Annotated in this window: 16 protein-coding genes; 6 read left to right on the top strand and 10 right to left on the bottom strand. The window is 70.8% G+C overall.

Annotated elements, in window-relative coordinates; all coding sequences use genetic code 11:
- Position 1 precedes the first annotated feature (1 nt).
- Together JUB10_RS02500 and JUB10_RS02495 are read right to left on the bottom strand one after the other, a co-directional pair.
- Positions 2–883, bottom strand: coding sequence for a carbohydrate ABC transporter permease (locus JUB10_RS02500; RefSeq protein ID WP_207453982.1), 882 nt, complete (start codon positions 881–883; stop codon positions 2–4).
- A gap of 65 nt (positions 884–948) precedes the next feature.
- The gene (locus tag JUB10_RS02495; RefSeq protein WP_207453981.1) at positions 949–2,286 is read right to left on the bottom strand and encodes an ABC transporter substrate-binding protein; all 1,338 of its coding nucleotides are present in this window, start codon (positions 2,284–2,286) and stop codon (positions 949–951) included.
- Between the two features lie 280 nt (positions 2,287–2,566).
- Between JUB10_RS02495 and JUB10_RS02490 the strand changes: the two genes are divergently transcribed.
- Positions 2,567–5,497 carry a glycoside hydrolase family 2 TIM barrel-domain containing protein gene (locus JUB10_RS02490; protein ID WP_207453980.1) on the top strand — a complete coding sequence of 977 codons (2,931 nt, stop codon included), beginning with the start codon at positions 2,567–2,569 and terminating at the stop codon, positions 5,495–5,497.
- A gap of 18 nt (positions 5,498–5,515) precedes the next feature.
- On the opposite strand, the gene JUB10_RS02485 is transcribed toward JUB10_RS02490, so the two are convergent.
- The 6 genes from JUB10_RS02485 to JUB10_RS02460 all read right to left on the bottom strand — a co-directional run bounded on the left by JUB10_RS02485 (position 5,516) and on the right by JUB10_RS02460 (position 12,077).
- Positions 5,516–6,802 (bottom strand): four-carbon acid sugar kinase family protein, encoded by a 1,287-nt coding sequence (locus JUB10_RS02485; protein WP_207453979.1) that lies wholly within the window; start codon positions 6,800–6,802, stop codon positions 5,516–5,518.
- Positions 6,795–8,105 (bottom strand): RuBisCO large subunit C-terminal-like domain-containing protein, encoded by a 1,311-nt coding sequence (locus JUB10_RS02480; protein ID WP_207453978.1) that lies wholly within the window; start codon positions 8,103–8,105, stop codon positions 6,795–6,797. The genes JUB10_RS02485 and JUB10_RS02480 overlap by 8 nt, the downstream gene beginning before the upstream one ends.
- 5 nt (positions 8,106–8,110) lie before the next feature.
- Entirely contained in the window at positions 8,111–10,102 is a 1,992-nt protein-coding gene (locus JUB10_RS02475) for a glycoside hydrolase family 127 protein (RefSeq protein WP_207453977.1), read from the bottom strand.
- Between the two features lie 146 nt (positions 10,103–10,248).
- Positions 10,249–10,788, bottom strand: a complete 540-nt coding sequence (locus JUB10_RS02470) for a COG4315 family predicted lipoprotein (protein WP_207453976.1) — start codon at positions 10,786–10,788, stop codon at positions 10,249–10,251.
- Between the two features lie 78 nt (positions 10,789–10,866).
- Entirely contained in the window at positions 10,867–11,565 is a 699-nt protein-coding gene (locus JUB10_RS02465; RefSeq protein ID WP_207453975.1) for an anti-sigma factor family protein, read from the bottom strand.
- Positions 11,562–12,077 (bottom strand): sigma-70 family RNA polymerase sigma factor, encoded by a 516-nt coding sequence (locus JUB10_RS02460; RefSeq protein WP_207453974.1) that lies wholly within the window; start codon positions 12,075–12,077, stop codon positions 11,562–11,564. The genes JUB10_RS02465 and JUB10_RS02460 overlap by 4 nt, the downstream gene beginning before the upstream one ends.
- A gap of 53 nt (positions 12,078–12,130) precedes the next feature.
- Here JUB10_RS02460 and JUB10_RS02455 point away from each other — a divergent pair, with 53 nt between their 5' ends.
- Positions 12,131–12,646, top strand: a complete 516-nt coding sequence (locus JUB10_RS02455) for a DUF2231 domain-containing protein (RefSeq protein WP_242682020.1) — start codon at positions 12,131–12,133, stop codon at positions 12,644–12,646.
- 51 nt (positions 12,647–12,697) lie between these two features.
- On the opposite strand, the gene JUB10_RS02450 is transcribed toward JUB10_RS02455, so the two are convergent.
- Entirely contained in the window at positions 12,698–13,363 is a 666-nt protein-coding gene (locus JUB10_RS02450; protein ID WP_207453973.1) for a DUF998 domain-containing protein, read from the bottom strand.
- Positions 13,364–13,630: 267 nt separating this feature from the next.
- Between JUB10_RS02450 and JUB10_RS02445 the strand changes: the two genes are divergently transcribed.
- The 3 genes from JUB10_RS02445 (at position 13,631) to JUB10_RS02435 (ending at position 15,847) form a co-directional block, all read left to right on the top strand.
- Positions 13,631–14,125 carry a tetratricopeptide repeat protein gene (locus JUB10_RS02445; RefSeq protein WP_307859054.1) on the top strand — a complete coding sequence of 165 codons (495 nt, stop codon included), beginning with the start codon at positions 13,631–13,633 and terminating at the stop codon, positions 14,123–14,125.
- A complete protein-coding gene (locus JUB10_RS02440; protein ID WP_207453972.1) occupies positions 14,122–14,871 on the top strand; it encodes an SDR family oxidoreductase in 750 nt (249 codons plus the stop codon). The genes JUB10_RS02445 and JUB10_RS02440 overlap by 4 nt, the downstream gene beginning before the upstream one ends.
- A 118-nt stretch (positions 14,872–14,989) precedes the next feature.
- Positions 14,990–15,847, top strand: a complete 858-nt coding sequence (locus JUB10_RS02435; RefSeq protein WP_207453971.1) for an aldo/keto reductase — start codon at positions 14,990–14,992, stop codon at positions 15,845–15,847.
- Here the strand turns inward: JUB10_RS02435 and JUB10_RS02430 are convergent.
- Positions 15,837–16,628, bottom strand: a complete 792-nt coding sequence (locus tag JUB10_RS02430) for a putative protein N(5)-glutamine methyltransferase (protein WP_207453970.1) — start codon at positions 16,626–16,628, stop codon at positions 15,837–15,839. The two genes, JUB10_RS02435 and JUB10_RS02430, sit on opposite strands and share 11 nt — an antisense overlap.
- A 109-nt stretch (positions 16,629–16,737) precedes the next feature.
- Here JUB10_RS02430 and JUB10_RS02425 point away from each other — a divergent pair, with 109 nt between their 5' ends.
- Entirely contained in the window at positions 16,738–17,778 is a 1,041-nt protein-coding gene (locus JUB10_RS02425) for an SDR family NAD(P)-dependent oxidoreductase (protein ID WP_207453969.1), read from the top strand.

Here is a 17,778-nt window from a genome sequence, read left to right as displayed (position 1 = left end):
GTCAGTCCTCCGCCTTGCGTCGGGTCGATCGGAACACCGCGAGGGTGAAAACGAGGCACAGCAACGTCAGCACGAGCGCGATGGTCGAGCCGTAGCCGTACTCCGCGTACTCGAAGGACGTGCGGTACATGTACAGGGTGAGTGGGGCGGTCGAGGTTCCGGGGCCGCCGCCGTTCAGTGCGAGGAGGCTGTCGAACACCTTCAGAGTCGAGTTGAAGCTGAAGATGATCGAGGAGAGCAGGATCGGCAGGGACAGGGGCACGATGATGTGCCGCACGAGCCGGAACCCGGTCGCGCCGTCGATCCGTGCGGACTCGACGACATCCTCGGGAATGTCGAGCAGCCCGGCGTACAGGAGCACGGCGTAGAAGCCCATCGAGCTCCAGAGCGTCATCACGATCGCGGTGAGCATCGTGCCGTACGTCGTCGCGAGCACTTCCACGCTCTCGCCGCCGAAGAAGTTGATGAGGTCGTTGACCGGGCCCTGATTGTCGCCGACCGCGACGAAGCTCTTGAACAGCAGCGCCACCGCGACCGTGGGCAGGATCGCGGGGAAGAAGACGACGGTGCGCACGACGGCCGATCCCCGCCGGAGGACGAAGACGTAGAGCAGGGCGAGCAGGTAACCGAGCGTCACCTGCCCGACGGTGGCCGCGATCGAGAAGATCACGCTCACCCACACCGACTGCAGGGCGGCGTCGTCTCCCAGGAAGGTCACGAAGTTGTCGACGCCGACCCAGGTGAAGCCCCGCAGGGTGTTGCCCTCGAAGAACGAGAGACCGAACGACCAGAGCACGGGAACAACCTTGAGCAAGGTGTACAGCAGCAGTGCCGGCCCCAGCAGGATGAGGACCGTCTTGCGGTCCCCGAAGATCGACTGCATCGTCTCACTCCTTCCGAAGCGGCCGACTCCCCGGGCTCATGCCGCGGGGAGTCGGTCGCTCACGATCACTTGTTGGCGTCGATGCTCTCCTGGAGGGCCGTCATGTAGTCCTCCGCGGTCATCTGGCCGGTGGTGAGCAGTGCGGCGTTGCTCGAGGCGAGCGAGTTGCTCTTCGGGTCGAACAGCGCCTCGAACCAGAGCACCGTCTCCTCGTCGATGCCGCTGATGAGCTCCTGGATCTCCGCGGTGTTCGGGGAGATGTCGGTGACCTCCTCGTTCACGGTGAAGCCGGAGATGATGCCCTGCTCCTGAAGCGCGAGCGAGCCGTAGTTCTCGGAGATGCAGGTCACCCAGTCGGCGACCTTCGGGCCGAACGTCTTGGCCGAGATGATCATCGGGGCACCCGCGTTGGCCGGGTACTGGTCGATCGATCCCTCGCCGCCCTCGACCTCGGGGAAGGGGAAGAAGCCGACGTTCTCGCCGCCGATCTGGTTGCGCTCCGGGTCGTTGACCGCGCCGAGGATCCAGCTGCCGTCGTAGGTCATCGCGGCGGTGCCGGTGAGGAACTGGTTGATCGAGGTGTCGCTGTCGCGGCTCGTGAAGCCCTCGCCGAAGTAACCGCTCGCCGCGAGATCGGCCAGCGCCTGGGCGCCCGCGACGTAGCCCTCGTCGGTGAGCTCGGCGTCGCCGTCGCGGATCGCCTCCATCGCGTCAGGACCGAGGTTGCGGTAGATGTACATGCCCATCAGACGCGTGAGGGGGAAGCCCTGCGCGCCGGCGGTGGTCAGCGGCTGGACACCCGCCTGCTCGAGCTGGGCGGCGGCGGCGGTGAGGTCTTCCCACGTGGTGGGGATCTCGATGCCCTGCTCCTCGAAGATCTGCTTGTTGTACCAGAAGCCCTCGATGTTGTACTGGTACGGCATCGAGACGAAGCCGCCGTAGACGTTCTCCTCGGTGGAGATGGCCGCGGGCAGGACGTTGTCCTCCGCACCCGCGTCCTTCAGGGCCGCCTGCAGATCCTGCACCAGTCCACCGGCGCCGAGGTCGCCGTCGGGCCGGATGAGGGCCGTGCCCGCGATGGTGTGCGCGGGCATTGCGTCCTGGCTCGCGAGCAGCGTGATCTTCTGCACCACGTCGGCCTGAGCCACCTTCTGGTGTTCGAGGGGCAGTGCCTCGTTCTCGGCCTTGCACTGGTCCTCGGACAGCGTGGTGAGGAGCTGCTCGAGTGCGGCGTTCTCGTTCGCGGTCATCACGGTGAACGCCTCGGGGTCGGTTCCGCCGGCTCCGCCGGATCCGCTACCGCTCCCTTCGGCGCTGCCGCCGCTGCAGGCAGCGAGGGAGGTGATCGCGGCGAGCGCGAGGGCCGTGGCGGGCAAAGCGCGGCGACACAGGGATGTTCTCATTGGACGTCCTCCTTGACGACTTAGGTGGTGTAGTCGGTGCCGACGCAACGATTCACCGCTGAGTGATTATGCAACGACCGGCTCGCCGCGAGGTTAGCACACACCGAGCCCGTTGTGAATATCGATGCAGCAATGCGAGAATACTCACGGGGCCAGAGCATCCGCTCAGGACGAGGAGGATCGCGCGTCGGGTCCGAGCGACCTCCGGTGCTCGGAATCACGTGTTCCTCGCCACCGAGCCCGGCTCCGTTCGTTGACGCACTCGATGAGGAGGAGCCGGATGCCGGACTACTGGGAGGACTTCGCCCCCGGCGCAGGCCGCCGCGAACCACGTGCCGACTCCGTCACCAACGCCCGGACGCTCGATCTCAGCGGTACCTGGCGCTTCCGCCTCAGTCCGACCGCAGCGGGCACCGGCAGGGCCTTCATCGAGCCGGGCTTCGACGACTCCGGGTGGGATGACATCCGCGTTCCGTCGCACTGGGTGCTCGAAGCGGTCACGCCGCTCTCGGGCGGCCCGGCCCGATCGCTCCGTGGCACGGACGAGGGCCCGCTGTACACGAACACCGCCTTGCCCATCCCCCTCGACCCGCCTCGGGTGCCCAGCGAGAACCCGACCGGCGACTACCGGCTCGTCTTCGACGTGCCCGGGGACTGGCGCGGCGCCGTTCTCCGTTTCCAGGGCGTGGACTCCTGCGCGAAGGTGTGGCTCAACGGGCGGGAGCTCGGGTGGTCGACCGGCAGTCGCCTTCCATTCGAGTTCGATGCGCCGGTCGTCGCCGGCGAGAACGTCCTGGCGGTGCGCGTGCACCGCTGGTCGGGCGGCACCTATCTGGAGGACCAGGACATGTGGTGGCTCCCGGGCATCTTCCGGGAGGTCGAGCTCCTCGAGCGTCGCGGCGGCATCGACGACCACTTCGTGCACGCCGACTTCGATCACGTCACACGACTGGGCACCCTGCGGGTGGACGCGAGCGCGCCGGGGATCGTCGACGTGCCGGAGTTGGGCATCCATGTGCGCGCGGGGGAGACGACCGTGGTTCCCGTCGATCCCTGGAGCGCGGAGTCGCCGCGGCTGTACCGGGGGACCCTCACGTCCGAGGACGGCAGCGAGACCCACGAACTGGCGATCGGCTTCCGCAGCGTGGAGATCGTCGACGGGACCCTGCGCGTGAACGGCCGGAAGGTGTTCTTCCGCGGGGTCAACCGGCACGAGCACCACCCGGAGACCGGGCGCACTCTCGACCGCGAGACGATGCGGCGCGACATCCTCCTGATGAAACAGCACAACATCAACGCCGTGCGCACCAGCCACTACCCGCCGCACCCCGAGTTCCTGCGGCTCTGCGACGAGCTCGGCCTCTGGGTCGTGGAGGAGGGGGACCTCGAGACCCACGGGTTCATCTACTCCGGCTGGGAGGGGAACCCTCCCGCCGACCCCCGGTGGCGAGACGCTCTGCTCGACCGCACCCGCCGGATGGTTGAGCGGGACAAGAACAGGCCGAGCGTCGTCATCTGGTCGATCGCGAACGAGAGCTGGGTCGGCGAGAACTTCGACGCGCTCGAGGAGTGGATCCGGGGCCGTGACTCATCCCGCCCGATCCACTACGAGCGCGACCCGAGCTACCGCAACTCCGACTTCGCCTCGCTGATGTATCCCTCGCAAGAACTGCTCGAGCAGATCGGCACACGGAGTGACCCCCGCCCGGCGGGCATCAGCGACGAGGAGGACGCGCGCCGGCGGAGCCTGCCGTTCCTCCTCTGCGAGTACGCGCACGCCATGGGCAACGGTCCCGGATCCCTCGGCGACTACCACCGGATCCTGCGCTCGCACGAGCGCTTCTGCGGCGGCTTCGTCTGGGAGTGGATCGATCACGGCTTCACCTCCTGTGATGCCGAGGGCAGAGAGTTCACGATGCACGGCGGCGACGTCGCGTACCGTCCGAACGGCGGCCGGTACTGCCTCGACGGACTCGTGTTCGCGGATCGCACCCCGTCGCCGGCGCTCGCCGAGCTGAAGAGGGCGGTGCAGCCGGTCGAGATCGTCGTCGCCGACACGATCCAGATCCGCAACGACTACGACCACGTCTCCCTCGACCATCTGACGTTCCGCTGGAGGCTCGAGCTCGACGGAGAGCCGCGGGCAAAGGGTGACCTCGCCGTGCCGTTCCTCGCTCCGGGCGAGAGCGTGACCCTTCCGAGTCCCACCACCGCCGTGGACGAGCCAGGGGAGTGGTGGCTCACCGTCGAAGCCGTGCTCGCCGAAGACGCGGCCTGGGCGAGCACCGGGCACGTCGTCGCCTGGGCGCAGGGCCGGCTCGCCGAGCACCGCGCCTCGCCGGCTCGCCGGTCGGCCTCCACGAACGCATCGCGGGGCGTCATCCACCTGGGACCCGCGGCGTTCGACGAGGTCTCGGGCCGGCTGCTCACGCTGGGCGGCCTGGAGCTCGACGGACCCCGGCTCGACGTCGTACGTGCGCCGACCGAGAACGATCGCGGACAGGGTGGCAATGCCAACGACCTGGCAGCGGTGTGGCGAGCGGTCGGCATCGACCGCATGCTCGACCGGGTCGACAGCGTCGAGCGGTTCGACGAGCGGATCGTGGTGGCCGGACGGCTCGCCGCGGCGGCGCACCCGCACGCCCTCGTCTACCGATTCACCTGGTCCGGCGACGACGACGGTGTGTCCCTCGAGGCCGCGGTGGAGTTCACCGGCCCCTGGGCCGACACTCCTCACCGGCACCGGAACGTGGTGCTGCCGCGGCTCGGTCTGCGTCTCGGGCTGCCCGGGGCGTACCGCTTCGCGGACTGGTTCGGGCGCGGGCCGAGCGAGTCGTATGCGGACTCGAAGGATGCCGCGGTCGTCGGTCGACACGGCGCCGCGATCGACGACCTGCAGGTGCCGTACCCGGTGCCGCAGGAGAACGGCAACCACGTCGACACCCGATGGCTCGAGCTGCGGGGCGAAGGGCTCCCGGTGCTGCGCGTGGAGGGCGCCCCGATGTTCGACTTCACCGCGCGCCGGTGGACCAGTGAGGACCTCGAACGGGCGCGGCATCCTCACGACCTGGTCGATTCCGGGCGGGTGTGGCTGAACGTCGACCACGCTCAGCTCGGACTCGGCTCGGCGTCGGTCGGGCCGGCCCTGCCGGAGCGCTACCGCATCCCGCGCGAGGCCGTCAGCTTGCGGGTGCGCTTCGCCGTTCGGTGATCGGCGCCGAAGCTCTGCTCAGCGGACCAGCAGACGCACCTGGTCGAAGAGATCGACCGGGCCCACCTGGCCCCCCTTGAGGAGCATCTCGACTCCGTCGAGCCAGTCGAGCGTGGACGAGACGGAGCAGAGCACGACGTTGCCGACCGGGTTGGCCGCGATCGAGAGGGAGTCCGCGCCGAGCAGTCGCACCACCCGGCTCGAGGTGTCGCCGCCGCAGACGATGACACGGCGGGTCACCTCGGCCTGCAGCGCGGTCGCGAGGAGGGCTGCCAGTTGCCCGGTGATCCTGCCGACGAGGTCGCTGCCGTCGTCGGTCACCTCGGTCTCACCGGTCGTGACGACGACGCTCCGACCGGCGCGCAGCTCCGCGAGCACCCGCTCGCGCACCGCGGCCACCGGGTCGTCCGCCTCGAGCGGCAGTGGGATCGACGCCCAGCCCGCCAGCTCGGCGGCGCGCACCTGACGCGCCGTCTGCGGCGAGCGGCTGCCCGAAACCGCGAGGACGGCTCCGACGGGATTGAGCGGCTGCTCCTCGACGGCCCGCGCCTCGCCGGTCACCGCGAGTGCCCGTCCGAGACCGGAACTGAGCCCGCCGGACCCGAGGACGAACTGGGGACGCGCAGGGTCGGCGATCGACGCGATGGCCTCCGCGACCAGGGCGACGTCGTCGTCGCTGAGTGCGTCGAGAACGAGCGCGGCCTCCTCCGCCTCGGCGAGCCTGAGCGCGACCGCCTGTGGCGAGGCATAGTGCGTGAACGGGATGTGCCCGATGGGTAGCGCGGTCTGGCGTGACAGGTGCACGGCGAGATCGGACTCGTGCATCGGGGTCACGGGGTGGGATGACATCGTCGGCTGACGGTCGAGGCGATGGACGACGCCGTCCTCCGCCGCGAAGTGGTGCCCGAAGGCCGTGAAGCGACCGAAGTCGGGCTGGGCGAAGAGGGCGGGCACCGGCGCGGCGCCGAACACCTCGCGCGCGATCTCGATGACCCGGCCGAGGCTCCCGACTCCTGGGGACGAGTCCGCGGTCGAGCAGGCCTTGTACTGCACGACCCGCGCACCGAGGCCGCGGAGCGCCTCGAGCGCCGGTCGCACCTCGGCGTCGATGTGCTCGGTGGGCAGTGAGCGGGCGATCCCGGCGATGCCGAGGGCGTCCACGCCCTCGGCGGCCGCGGCCAGGCGTGCGCTGTCGGGTAGGCCGAGCAGAAGGCGGCTCCGCCAGCCCGCCCGGCGCAGCTGCAGCAGCACGTCGACGCTCCCGGTGAAGTCGTCGCCGTAGAAGGCAAGCGGCAGCTCAGGCACGCGGCGGTCCGAACACCTCGACCGCCCGACGGAAGGCGGGCGATGTCGCGAGAGCGTCCATGACGGATTCCCCTCGCTCGGCGGAGGCCCAAGCCTCGCGCATCGCGGAGACTCCGGCCGCCGCTCCGTCCGGATGACCGTGGATGCCGCCCCCTGCGAGCACCAGCAGGTCGGTCGTGCCCGTCGCGGCGTGGGTCGCGTGAGCGAGGCCCGCCCACTGACCGGACGACAGCACGGGCACCGTCGGCACCTGGCCGAGCAGCGGCTCGCGCACCGCGCCGATCGAATCCAGCACCTGCGCGTCGCTCTCATAGAACTTGTTGCTGATGCCGTTGGTGTGCAGGTGATCGACGCCCGCCAGTCGCGCCAGTTTCTGCCAGGCGCGGAAGGAGAAACCAAGCTGTTCGGAGCGGCTGATCGCTCCGAACATCGCGCGGTGACCATGGATGGGAACGACGGACCTCCGGCGGAGGAATTCGACGCCCGCCAGCCCGATGAGGTTGATGCACGCCATGACACACGTTCCACCGGCCTCGACCACGAGGTCGTGATTGCGCTCGAGCCGGTCGAGGTCGTCGGTGATGTTGAAGGCGTACATCGGCTTCGCGCCGGTGCGGTCCGCGTGGCGCTCGAGCACGGGCATGACAGCCTTCACCCGAGCCTCGAGCGGCGCGGCGGGCGCGTTGCCCTGCAGTTCGTCGTCCTTGATGAAGTCGATCCCCGCGGCCGCGAGTTCGCCGACGACCTCGGCCAGCTCGTCGGGGGAGAGCCCGATGCTCGGTTTCACGATGGTGCCGATCATGGCACCGGAAGGCCGCGAGACCAGCCGCCGCGTGCCCTCGACGCCGAAGGCCGGGCCCGGGTAGCGCTCGCCGAAGGGGGCCGGTAGATCGAGGTCGACGAGCTTGATCGCCGCGAGCTCCTTGATCTCGAACAGGTTGCCGGCCACAGCGGCCTGCAGGTTGGGAAGAGAGGGACCGAAGTTCGAGAGCGGGAAGCGCAGCTGAAGCCGTGCGCGGCGGCGTCGAGCGGGGTCACCGACCGAGCCGGGCAGGGCCGAGGCACCGGGCAGCGGGAGTTCCTCGAGCGACTCGACCTGCGCGGCGAACCGGGCTCGGACGTCGTCGGATTCACGGGCCACCCGCACGAACGTGCCGGTCGACTGTTCGCCGGCCAGTACCTCGGCGGCGCGCTCGAGCTCGAGGGAGGTCTCGATCTCGTAGGTGGCGATCACGTGCTCGGTCGGCGAGGTCAGGAGTTCCGCGTGGGCAGGGGTTGGCTGCGCCGTGGTGGTGTCGGTCATCGTCGTCACCAGACCAGCGGAAGCCAGACGGACATCTCGCTCGGTCCGCGGTTGCCCCATGCGAAGTAGGGGATGAGGCGCACCGGGATGGAGCGCAGTGCCCCGTCCTCCACGTCGGAATAGAGCGCCTCGTCCTCCTCGGTCGGCAGCACGACGGCTTCGCCGTCGAGGGCCACGAGCCGCTGTCCTCCGATCTCGACGTCGACAGGCGTGAAGTCCGCGCCGCGACGGAGTGCCACCTGCTCCAGGCGCACGCCGGCCGGCAGTTCGTGGCTCTCGAGCGCATAGACGACCGCGCCCCGGGTGACTGCGACCTGGTTCGCCAGTTCCTCGGCGAGCCGGTGGCCGCGCCGGATGCGCACGCGGAGCGGGAAGGTCAGCTCTATCGTGTCGCCGATCCGCCAGTCACGGTCGACCGACGCGTAAGAGCCGGGCTCGACCGGCTCGGCAGGCCCGCCATTCACCGCCAGCGTCGCGCTCTCCGCCCAGGCGGGGATCCGGAGCCGGAGTGGAACTCCTCCGTCCGTCGCGGCCGTCACGGTGAGGGTCGTGCGCTCGCCCCAGGGCTGCTCGCTCTCGACCCGCACCGTCGCGCTCCGACCGTCGTCGAGCGTGGCATCCGCCTCGGCGTTCCCGTAGAGATGCACCCACAGTGCATCTGCCGAGGTGGACATCGCGAACTCGTGGGTCCTCGCCAGGGTCCGGGCGATGTTCGGCGGGCAGCAGAACACGCTGAGGTACTCGGCGCGGAGCCGCTCGTCCGAGGGCGGCGGCTCCGGAGTGGGGTGCTCCGCCGTCTCGCCCGGCATGCGCAGGGGAAAGGGGAGGTCGCGCACCTGGCGGAGGGGGTTGGTGTAGAAGTACCTGGTGCCGTCGAGGCTGATGCTCGACAGCAGGCTGTTCACGGCCACCTGCTCGATGACGTCGGCGTACTCCGAGGAGCCGGTGAGTGCCAGCATCCGCTCGCTCCACAGGATCATGCCGATGTTGGCGCAGGACTCGTTGTGCGCCGTGGTGTGCGGCAGCTGGTACGCGCGGCCGTAGGCCTGGTGCACCCGGCTGATCTCCCGCTGCCAGGGGTAGCCGTCGGGTGAGGCGCCGTCGTAGAGCGCGCCGCAGCCGCCCGTGATGTAGAGCTTGGTGTCGACGACGTCGCGCCAGAGCGTGTCGAGAACGTCGCGGAGCTCGCCGTCCCCGGTCTCCGCGACGATGTCGGCGAGCCCGGCGTAGAGGTAGTTCGCGCGGACGGCGTGCCCGGCGACCGTGGTCTGCTCGCGCACGGGGATGCGGTCCTGGTTGTCGTCCCCGCCGTGGAAGTCGTCCCGCACCTGCACGAACGCCTCCGCGAGCTTCAGGTGTCGTTCGTCGCCGGTCGCGCGGTACAGGTCGACCACGGCCATGTAGTGGGACGGGCAGATCGCGCTCTCGGCGAGCTGAAGCGGGTATTTCTCCGCGAGGCCCTCGAGAAATCCCGCCGCCTTCGACGCGACGTCGAGCAACGCGGTGGAGCCGGTGACACGGTGGTGACGCACCGCCGCCGTGATCAGGTGGCCGAGGTTGTAGGTCTCGAAGTTGAATCTGTCCGCGAGGGCCACGGCCTGCTGATTGTTGCGTGCCGCGATGATCGTCGGCGTGTGGATGTAGCCGTCCTCACGCTGCACCTCGGCGAGCAGCGTCACGATCTCGTCGACGAGGTGGGAGAGTTCGGCGTCCGGAGCGGTCTCGAGGAGGAGGACCGCCGCCTCGAGCCACTTGTAGAGGTCGCCGTCGAGGAACGGCGGGCCTTCGTGCTCGCCGTCCGCGCGGCCGGCGGCTATGAGGAAGTTGCGCCAGCCGGGGCTCACGTCCGGGGTGCTCAGGGAGGCCCAGATCGAGGGCACCGTCACCTGCCGTGTGCGCTCGAGCAGTGCGCCCCAGAAGCCACCCCTCCAACGCACGTTCGATGCGCCGAGCGAGGTGAGTGCTGTGTGCGGGCCCCCGGATGTCGTGACGGTCATGCTCCGGCTTCTCCTTCCGGCCACCACGAGGACCGGATCCATCCGACGCTGTCATGGGGCTTGAGTATTCTCGCACGGGTGCATTGATATTCACAATCGCCGAGCCGGAGAGGGACCGTGCACGCACGTCGCCGCTGGAGGAGAGGTCACTCCTTGATCGGCACGCCCGCCGGGTCCAGCACCCACCAGACGCCGCCGACGCCCTGGCCCGTCGTGTCGCCCGCCGCGGAGTCGCCCTGCCAGAGGTAGAGCGGCCAGCCGTCGAGCGTGAGCTGCAGCTCGCCCTCGGGGGTCTCGATCGTGCCGAGCTCGCCCGTGACATCCATCGCCGTCGGCTGCTCGCTGTCGACGATCACGGGCGGCCACTGCACGAGGCACTGGCCGGTGCAGGAACTCGTGTCGGAACCCTGGGTGTCGTTGTCGAACATGTAGACGGTCATGCCGTCGGCGTCGACGACGATGTCGCCGAGGTCGGTCGACGCGACCGAGAGCACGGCCTCGCCCGACGCCGTGCTGCTCGCGTCCCCGGACGGGCTCGCCTCGCCCGAAGGGCTCGCGCTCTCGCTCGCCGACGAGTCGGAGCCCGTGCCCGGCTCGGCGGACGACGTGTCGTCGCTCGGCGCGCAGCCGGCGAGCGTCAGCATCGCGATCGCCGCGACCGCGAGCAGTGAGTTGCGTGTCTTCATGGTCCTGTCGCTTCCCCGTGGGCGGGCCGCTCCTGTGCGACCCGGCTCCCTAGGACACGAGGTGCGGCCGCGATCGGTTCAATCGACTTCGCCGGCGAGCAGCACGGTGCCCGACCCGGTCTCGCGCACCTCGAGCGACGCGATGTCGTCGCGGTCGGTGCCGACCGTCGCGCTGATCTCGACGACCGACCCCTCGTCGGTCGTCCACATCGACACGGTCTCCTCGTCGCCGTCGCGCTGCCGCAGCACGAGGTCGTAGCTGCGATCGCCGCCCTCGCCGCCGACGTACTCGTACGTGCAGGTCATGTCGACCCTCGTGCCTCCGGCGACGCCGCTGAGGTCGACGGATGCCTCGAGCGGCACGTCCACGACGGGTTCGAGCGCCACGGTGACGGGCCGCTCGTCGAACTGCGCGATCACGGCCGGCACGGTGACCCCGGCGAGCACCGCCGCCGCGGCCGCGGCGACCGCCCCGACGGCGAGGAGTCGACGCCGGCGGCGGGCACGCACGGCCGACTCGAGGCACGGCAGCAGCGACGTGGGGGCGGGCTCCTGCGCGGGATCCTCGAGCAGCGCGTCGCGCTCGGCCTCGGGCACTCGCGCGAGCAGCCCCGGCACGCCGGCGAGCTCCGCGACGTTCGCCCGGCAGACGACGCAACGCTCGAGGTGCTCCTCGAATTCGTGCCGGTCCGCCGCCGACAACGCGCCCAGCACGTACGCGGCATCCCACTCAGCGACCCGCTCGTGGCCCGCCCCCGGACGCTCCGGCCCGCTCATCGCGTGATCCCTCTCTCCTGAAGCGCGAGCCGCAGCGCGCGCAGCCCGTAGTGCAGCCTCGACTTGACCGTGCCCTCCGGGATCTCGAGCAGTTCCGCGATCTCGGCCACCGTGCGGCCCGCGAAGTAGGCGTGCACGAGCACGGCGCGGTGATCGAAGGACAGGTGCGACAGGGCGTCCGTCACGATCCAGGACTCGAGGATCGCGTCGGAGGCATCCGTCGTGGTGCGCGGCTCGGGCAGCTCGTCGGTCGTGAACTCGTGGTTGGCCCGGGCGGTGCGGGTGCCGTCGATCACGAGATTGCGCGCGACGGTCAGCAGCCACGCGCGTGCGCTCGACTCGCTCTGGTCGAGCACTGAGGGGCGCCGCCATGCGCGCAACAGCGTCTCCTGCACGATGTCCTCCGCGAGCGCCCGGTCGCCGGTGAGATGCACGACGTATCGCCACACCGCCTGGGCATGCTGGTCGTGCAGGGCTCGGAGGAGCTGCGCTTCGCCGTCCGTCGCGTCCACCTCCTCGCCTTCTCCACGAGTCGCGGGGCGGAATCGTTCACTTCCCGATCCGATTGAACGTTCTCGCGGCCGGGCTCGTGTTTCAAGACGTGATCGAGTACGAGGTCGCAGGGCTTCCGCTGCACATCCTGGTGATCCACGCGGTCGTGGTCATCGTGCCGCTGACAGCGCTCGCCGTCGTGCTGCACGCGACCTGGCCGGCGGCGGGACGACGACTCGGGATCGTCACCCCGCTCGCCGGACTCGCCCTCGTGGTGATGGTGCCGCTGGCGGTGTTCTCGGGCGAATGGCTCGAGGGGCTGGTCGGCAGCACCCCGGCCGTGGAGCGGCACGAAGCGCTCGGTCGCACGCTGCTGCCGTGGGTCGTCGGGCTCCTCGTGGTGGGGCTCGCCGAGTGGCTGTGGTTCGGGCGGGAGGTCGGGCGGGACCTCCCGCCTTCGCAGCAGCGCGTCGTGCGATGGGTGCTGGTCGCGGCCGCGCTGATCGTCGCGGTCGGCTCGGTCTACACGGTCGTGCTCATCGGCGACTCGGGGGCGCGAGCGGTGTGGGGTGGCATCGTGCCGCAGTGAGCGGCCCGGGGCGGGCGGACGAGGGAAGCGGCGCCCGCCCCGCGGCATCCTTCACCGCTCGTCGCGGCGGGCGAGAAGCAGCGCCCCGGCCAGCAGCTCCGACGCCGTGATCGTGTAGACCGCACCGCGCTCGAGCACACCGTCGGGCAGCAGCAGATCCGCGCCGGTCTCGTTGCCGATCGTCAGGAGCAGCAGGCAGACGAGTCCGACGGCGGCGAGCACGGGGAACAGCGGTGCGAGCCGGCCGAGCCCGGCGCGCAGCACCGTCAGCGCGGCGAAGGCGAAGAGCAGGTTGCCCGCGACGATGGCGAGGCCGGCGCCGAGCACGTGCAGGCCGGTCAGCCCGAGCTCGGCGTTGCGTTCGCTCGCGGGCACGAGGGCGACGAGCGACAGTCCGAACCAGTGGCCGATCGCGAGAAGGACGACGAGCACGCGCTGCCAGCCCCGGCCGAGGGCGGGGTAGGCGGCGGCGATGCCGAGGAAGATCAGGAGCCCCTTGACCAGGAACCCGGCGTTCATCGCGGCGGAGAGATGCGAGTCGAGCCGTCGGCCGTCGACCACTCCGGGCTCGGGCACGCCGAGGTCGCTGATGTAGTTCGTCGCGTAGTCGTAGCCGGGGAAGCCCGCCGCGGCGACGCTCTCGGTGAAGAGGTACCACAGGCCCGCCGCGACGAAGAGGAGTCCGGCGACCCGCAGGGGAGCCTCGTCGGTGCGCATCCGGTGTCCTTCCCTCGTCTCCGAGGAGGAGCATGCCCGACCCGGGCTTGGGCCACGCTGTGCCGCGCGGGAGGGCATGGGCACGGATGCAGAGGGGCGGACACGACACCGCACGTCAGGCGGCTGTCGAGTAGCTCGCGCGGGGAGCGTACTGAGACCCTCGTCCGTGCCTGACGGAGGAGAATCCGCCGTTCCCGGTCCCTTTCCGAGCCGGCAGCCCGATTCCTCCTCGCTTAGGCACCCCCTCGGCACCGATAGCGTGTGCCCGTGACCACCTGGGACGACGACATCGCCCGCTTCTGGGCCGAGGCCGACGAGCTCGACGGCGACGCGCTGCTCGAGGGCATCCGCGAGCTCGCGGCGCAGCGGCTGGCGGGCGACGCCGCGGCGCTGTTCGAAGAGGCATCCGCCCACGACTACCTCGGCGAGGAGGCGCGAGCGATCCCGCTGTACCGTCAGGCGCTCGCCGCGGGTCTCGACGAGGTCCGCCACTCGCAGGCGGTCGTGCAGTTGGCGAGCTCGCTGCGCAACGTCGGCGACGCGGCCGGTTCCGTCGAGGTGCTGCAGGATGCCGAGGGCGAGGCCGCCGCGGCGTTCCGAGCGCTCGCGCTGCACGACCTCGGCCGGCACGCGGAGGCGCTGCGGGTCGCACTGACCGCGCTCGCCGGCACACTGCCGGAGTACGGGCGGGCCGTGCGGGCCTACGCCGAGGAGTTGACGTCGCGGCCGACCGGGTCGCAGGAGAGCACGGAGGAGTCATGAGGATCGCCGTCGCCGGGGGAACCGGGCTGGTCGGACGCATGGTGGTCGCGGAGGCCGAAGCCCGGGGCCACGAGCCCGTGGTGCTCGCGCGGTCGCGGGGCATCGACATCACGACCGGCACGGGGCTCGACGCCGCACTCGCCGGGGCCGACGCCCTCATCGACGTGTCGAACGTCACCACGGTGCGCCGCGCGGTGTCGGTCGAGTTCTTCGGCCGGGCGACGCGCAACCTGCTGTGGGCGGGGGAGCTCGCCGGCGTCCGGCACCACCTCGCGCTGTCGATCGTCGGCATCGAGCGCGTCGACTACGGCTACTACGAGGGCAAGCGCGAGCAGGAACGCCTGATCCACGAGGGGCGCGTGCCGTGGACGGTGCTCCGCTCGACGCAGTTCCACGAGTTCGCGGAGCTCGTGCTGAGTCAGGTGCCCGGGCCCCTCGCGATCGTGCCTCGCCAGCGCATCAAGCCCGTGGCCGCGCGCGAGGTGGCCGCGAAGCTCGTCGCGCTGATCGCGGAGGAGCCGCGGGGCAAGGTGCTCGAGCTCGGCGGCCCGGAGGAGCGCGACCTCCCCGACCTCGCCCGGCGGATCGTGCACGCCCGGGGCGAGAGCCGCAAGGTCCTCGGCGTGCCGCTGCCGGGCGCGGTGGGGTCGGCGATGGCGTCCGGCGAACTGCTGCCCGGGCCGTCGGCGTTCGTCGGCACGCAGACGTTCGACCAGTGGCTGCTGGAGAAGTTCGGTCGCCTGTAGGGCGTGAGCGGCCACTCGGGAGGCGTCGCCGAACGGCATCCGTCTCCCATCCGCCACTCACCGCGCTCGGAGACTCGCTCCATAGCCTGCCCGGGTTGTCTCGAGCATTGGAGAAGGAATGCAGCAGCGCACTCTCGGCACCCGTCAGGTCGGCGCGATCGGACTCGGCGGCATGCCGATGTCGATCGAGGGGCGGCCGGATCGCGAGCGGTCGATCGCGACGGTTCACGCGGCGCTCGAGGAGGGGGTGACCCTCATCGACACCGCCGACGCCTACTCGCTCGGCGGCGACGAGGTCGGCCACAACGAGGATCTCATCGCCGAGGCGCTGCGGTCGTACGGCGGTGACACCTCCGAGGTGCTCGTCGCGACCAAGGGCGGACACCTGCGACCGGGCGACGGGTCGTGGACCCTCAACGGTCGTCCCGAATACCTGCTCGAGGCGGCGAAGGCGTCCGCGAAGCGCCTCGGCGTCGACGCGATCGGCCTGTACCAGTTCCACCGCCCCGACCCCGAGGTGCCCTACGCCGACTCGATCGGTGCGATCAAGCAGTTGCACGACGAGGGCGTGATCCAGCTCGCCGGCATCTCGAACGCGAACATCGAGCAGATCGACCTCGCGCGGGACATCCTCGGCGACGCCCTCGTCAGCGTGCAGAACCAGTTCTCGCCGCGGTTCCGGTCGAGCCAGGGCGAGCTCGAGCACTGCGCCGAGCTGGGCATCGCGTTCCTGCCGTGGAGCCCGCTCGGCGGGATCGCCCGGGCTTCCGAACTCGGCACCGACCACGCCGCCTTCGCCCGCATCGCGGAGCAGCGCGGGGTGAGCCCGTTCCAGGTGACGCTCGCGTGGGAGCTCGCGCTCGCACCCGTGGTCATCCCGATCCCCGGCGCCTCGCGCCCCGAGTCCATCCGCGACAGCGTCAAGGCGGCCGACCTCGAGCTGACGCCCGAGGAGATCGCCGAGCTCAGCGCGTGAACGTGGCGAGGACGACGACGGTGTCGTCGTCCTCGTCCGCCGAACGGATGGCCCGGGCGTCGAGCCCTGCGGCGACAACGGCCGCCACGGCGTCGTCCGCCTGGTGCTCGCTCACCTCCATCAGCACGCTGCCCCCGTCGGCGAGCCAGCGGGGCGCACCCGTCGCGACCCTGCGCAGCAGGTCGAGCCCGTCCGGCCCCCCGTCGAGCGTCGCGTGCGGCTCGTGCTCGCGCGCCTCGGGCGGGAGCGTCGCGATCGCGTCGCTCGGCACGTAGGGCACGTTCGCGACGAGGGTGTCGACGCGCCGGGTGAGCGTCGCCGGCAGGGCGTCGAACAGATCGCCCTCGTGCACCTCCGCCCCGGGTAGGTTGCGCCGGGCGCAGGCCACGGCGGCGGCATCGACATCCGCGGCGTGCAGCACGAGTCCGGGGACGAGCGAGCGCATCGCCGCACCGACGGCGCCGCTGCCGCAGCACAGGTCCACGACGATCGCTCCGGGCCGCGTCATCAGGGCGGCGGCGCGTGCGAGCTGCTCCGTGCGCCGTCGCGGCACGAAGACCCCGGGATCGACCTCGAGCCGCAGCCCGCAGAACTCCGCCCAGCCGACGACGTGCTCGAGCGGCTCGCCCGAGACGCGGCGGGCGGCCAGCGCCTCGAGCTCGTCGGCATCCCGAGCGGACGCCGCGAGCACGTCGGCCTCCTCCTCGGCGAAGACGCATCCGGCCGCGCGCAGCCGGGCGACGAGGGCGTCGAGGTGGGAGGGGGAGAGGGGCGTCGGCACGGTGCGGTCAGCATAGGACCGCGCTCATTCAACAAAGTTGACTTACCCGAACGACCGCCGACAGACTGAGCCCGACCGACGACGCCGTCGCACCGAAAGGACCAGCCGCATGGCCAAGAAAGACGCCCCGCTCACCGCCCGATCCTCGATCGCGACCTGGCTCGACCATCCCATCGGCGGACCGCTGATCCGCGACATGCTCGCGCAGGCCGGCCAGGACGAGAGCGCCCTCAAGCCCGTCCGCCTGTTCTCGCTGCAGCGACTCGTCGCGTTGAGCCGCGGCCAGATGCCGCAGGAACTCGTCGACGACCTCGTGCGCCGTGCCAACGGCGGCGAGCTGCCCGTCGAGGAGGCTCCGGAGGGTGCCGACGTGCCGGCCGACACGCCCTCCTGGACGGAGCGCATCACGCCCGGCCGCTTCGACGGCAAGACCGTCATCGTCACCGGAGCGGGTTCCGGCATCGGCCGTGCCACCGCGTCGCGCATCGCCCGTGAGGGCGGACGCGTCATCGCCGTCGACATCTCGGCCGAGCGGCTCGAGGAGTTCGCCGCCGAGCACCGGGGCAGCGACGTCGTCACGGTGACCGGGGACATCACCAAGCCGGAGGACGTCGCCGCCGTCGTCGAGCGAGCGGGCGACCGGATCGACGGCCTCGCTAACATCGCCGGGATCATGGACGACATGACCCCGCTGCACGAGGTCTCCGACGCCGTCTGGGAGCGTGTGTTCGCGGTCAACGTCGACGGGCTCTTCCGGCTGAGCCGCGCGGTCATCCCCGCGATGCTCGCCGCGGGTGCCGGCTCGATCGTCAACGTCGCCTCCGAGGCGGGCCTCCGGGGTTCGGCGGCGGGACTCGCGTACACGGCGTCCAAGCACGCCGTCGTCGGGATGACGAAGAGCTCGGCGTTCATGTACACGCCGCGCGGCATCCGGGTGAACGCCGTCGCGCCGGGTCCGGTCGCGACGAACATCCAGGCGACCTTCGCCTCGGAGCTCGGCCAGGAGCGCATCGGCGCCGCCCTGCAGCTGATCCCGCCGGTCGCCGAGGCGGTGCAGCTCGCCGCGTCGATCACGTTCCTGCTGAGCGACGACGGCACCAACGTCTCCGGCGCGATCCTGCCCTCCGACGCCGGCTGGTCCGCGCTCTGA

This window comes from Desertivibrio insolitus (assembly GCF_017355965.1).
Classification (GTDB): Bacteria; Actinomycetota; Actinomycetes; order Actinomycetales; family Microbacteriaceae; genus JAFIQW01.
The sequence above is the reverse complement of the archived record's forward strand: the minus strand, read 5'-3'. Positions and strand labels throughout refer to the sequence as shown.

What these genes read in the sequence shown, in the direction of transcription:
- JUB10_RS02465 (WP_207453975.1), bottom strand. Translation starts at nt 11,565, where the DNA reads ATGAGCGGGCCGGAGCGTCCGGGGGCGGGCCACGAGCGGGTCGCTGAG.
- JUB10_RS02470 (WP_207453976.1), bottom strand. Translation starts at nt 10,788, where the DNA reads ATGAAGACACGCAACTCACTGCTCGCGGTCGCGGCGATCGCGATGCTG.
- JUB10_RS02435 (WP_207453971.1), top strand. Translation starts at nt 14,990, where the DNA reads ATGCAGCAGCGCACTCTCGGCACCCGTCAGGTCGGCGCGATCGGACTC.
- JUB10_RS02440 (WP_207453972.1), top strand. Translation starts at nt 14,122, where the DNA reads ATGAGGATCGCCGTCGCCGGGGGAACCGGGCTGGTCGGACGCATGGTG.
- JUB10_RS02500 (WP_207453982.1), bottom strand. Translation starts at nt 883, where the DNA reads ATGCAGTCGATCTTCGGGGACCGCAAGACGGTCCTCATCCTGCTGGGG.
- JUB10_RS02475 (WP_207453977.1), bottom strand. Translation starts at nt 10,102, where the DNA reads ATGACCGTCACGACATCCGGGGGCCCGCACACAGCACTCACCTCGCTC.
- JUB10_RS02450 (WP_207453973.1), bottom strand. Translation starts at nt 13,363, where the DNA reads ATGCGCACCGACGAGGCTCCCCTGCGGGTCGCCGGACTCCTCTTCGTC.
- JUB10_RS02490 (WP_207453980.1), top strand. Translation starts at nt 2,567, where the DNA reads ATGCCGGACTACTGGGAGGACTTCGCCCCCGGCGCAGGCCGCCGCGAA.
- JUB10_RS02495 (WP_207453981.1), bottom strand. Translation starts at nt 2,286, where the DNA reads ATGAGAACATCCCTGTGTCGCCGCGCTTTGCCCGCCACGGCCCTCGCG.
- JUB10_RS02425 (WP_207453969.1), top strand. Translation starts at nt 16,738, where the DNA reads ATGGCCAAGAAAGACGCCCCGCTCACCGCCCGATCCTCGATCGCGACC.
- JUB10_RS02480 (WP_207453978.1), bottom strand. Translation starts at nt 8,105, where the DNA reads ATGACCGACACCACCACGGCGCAGCCAACCCCTGCCCACGCGGAACTC.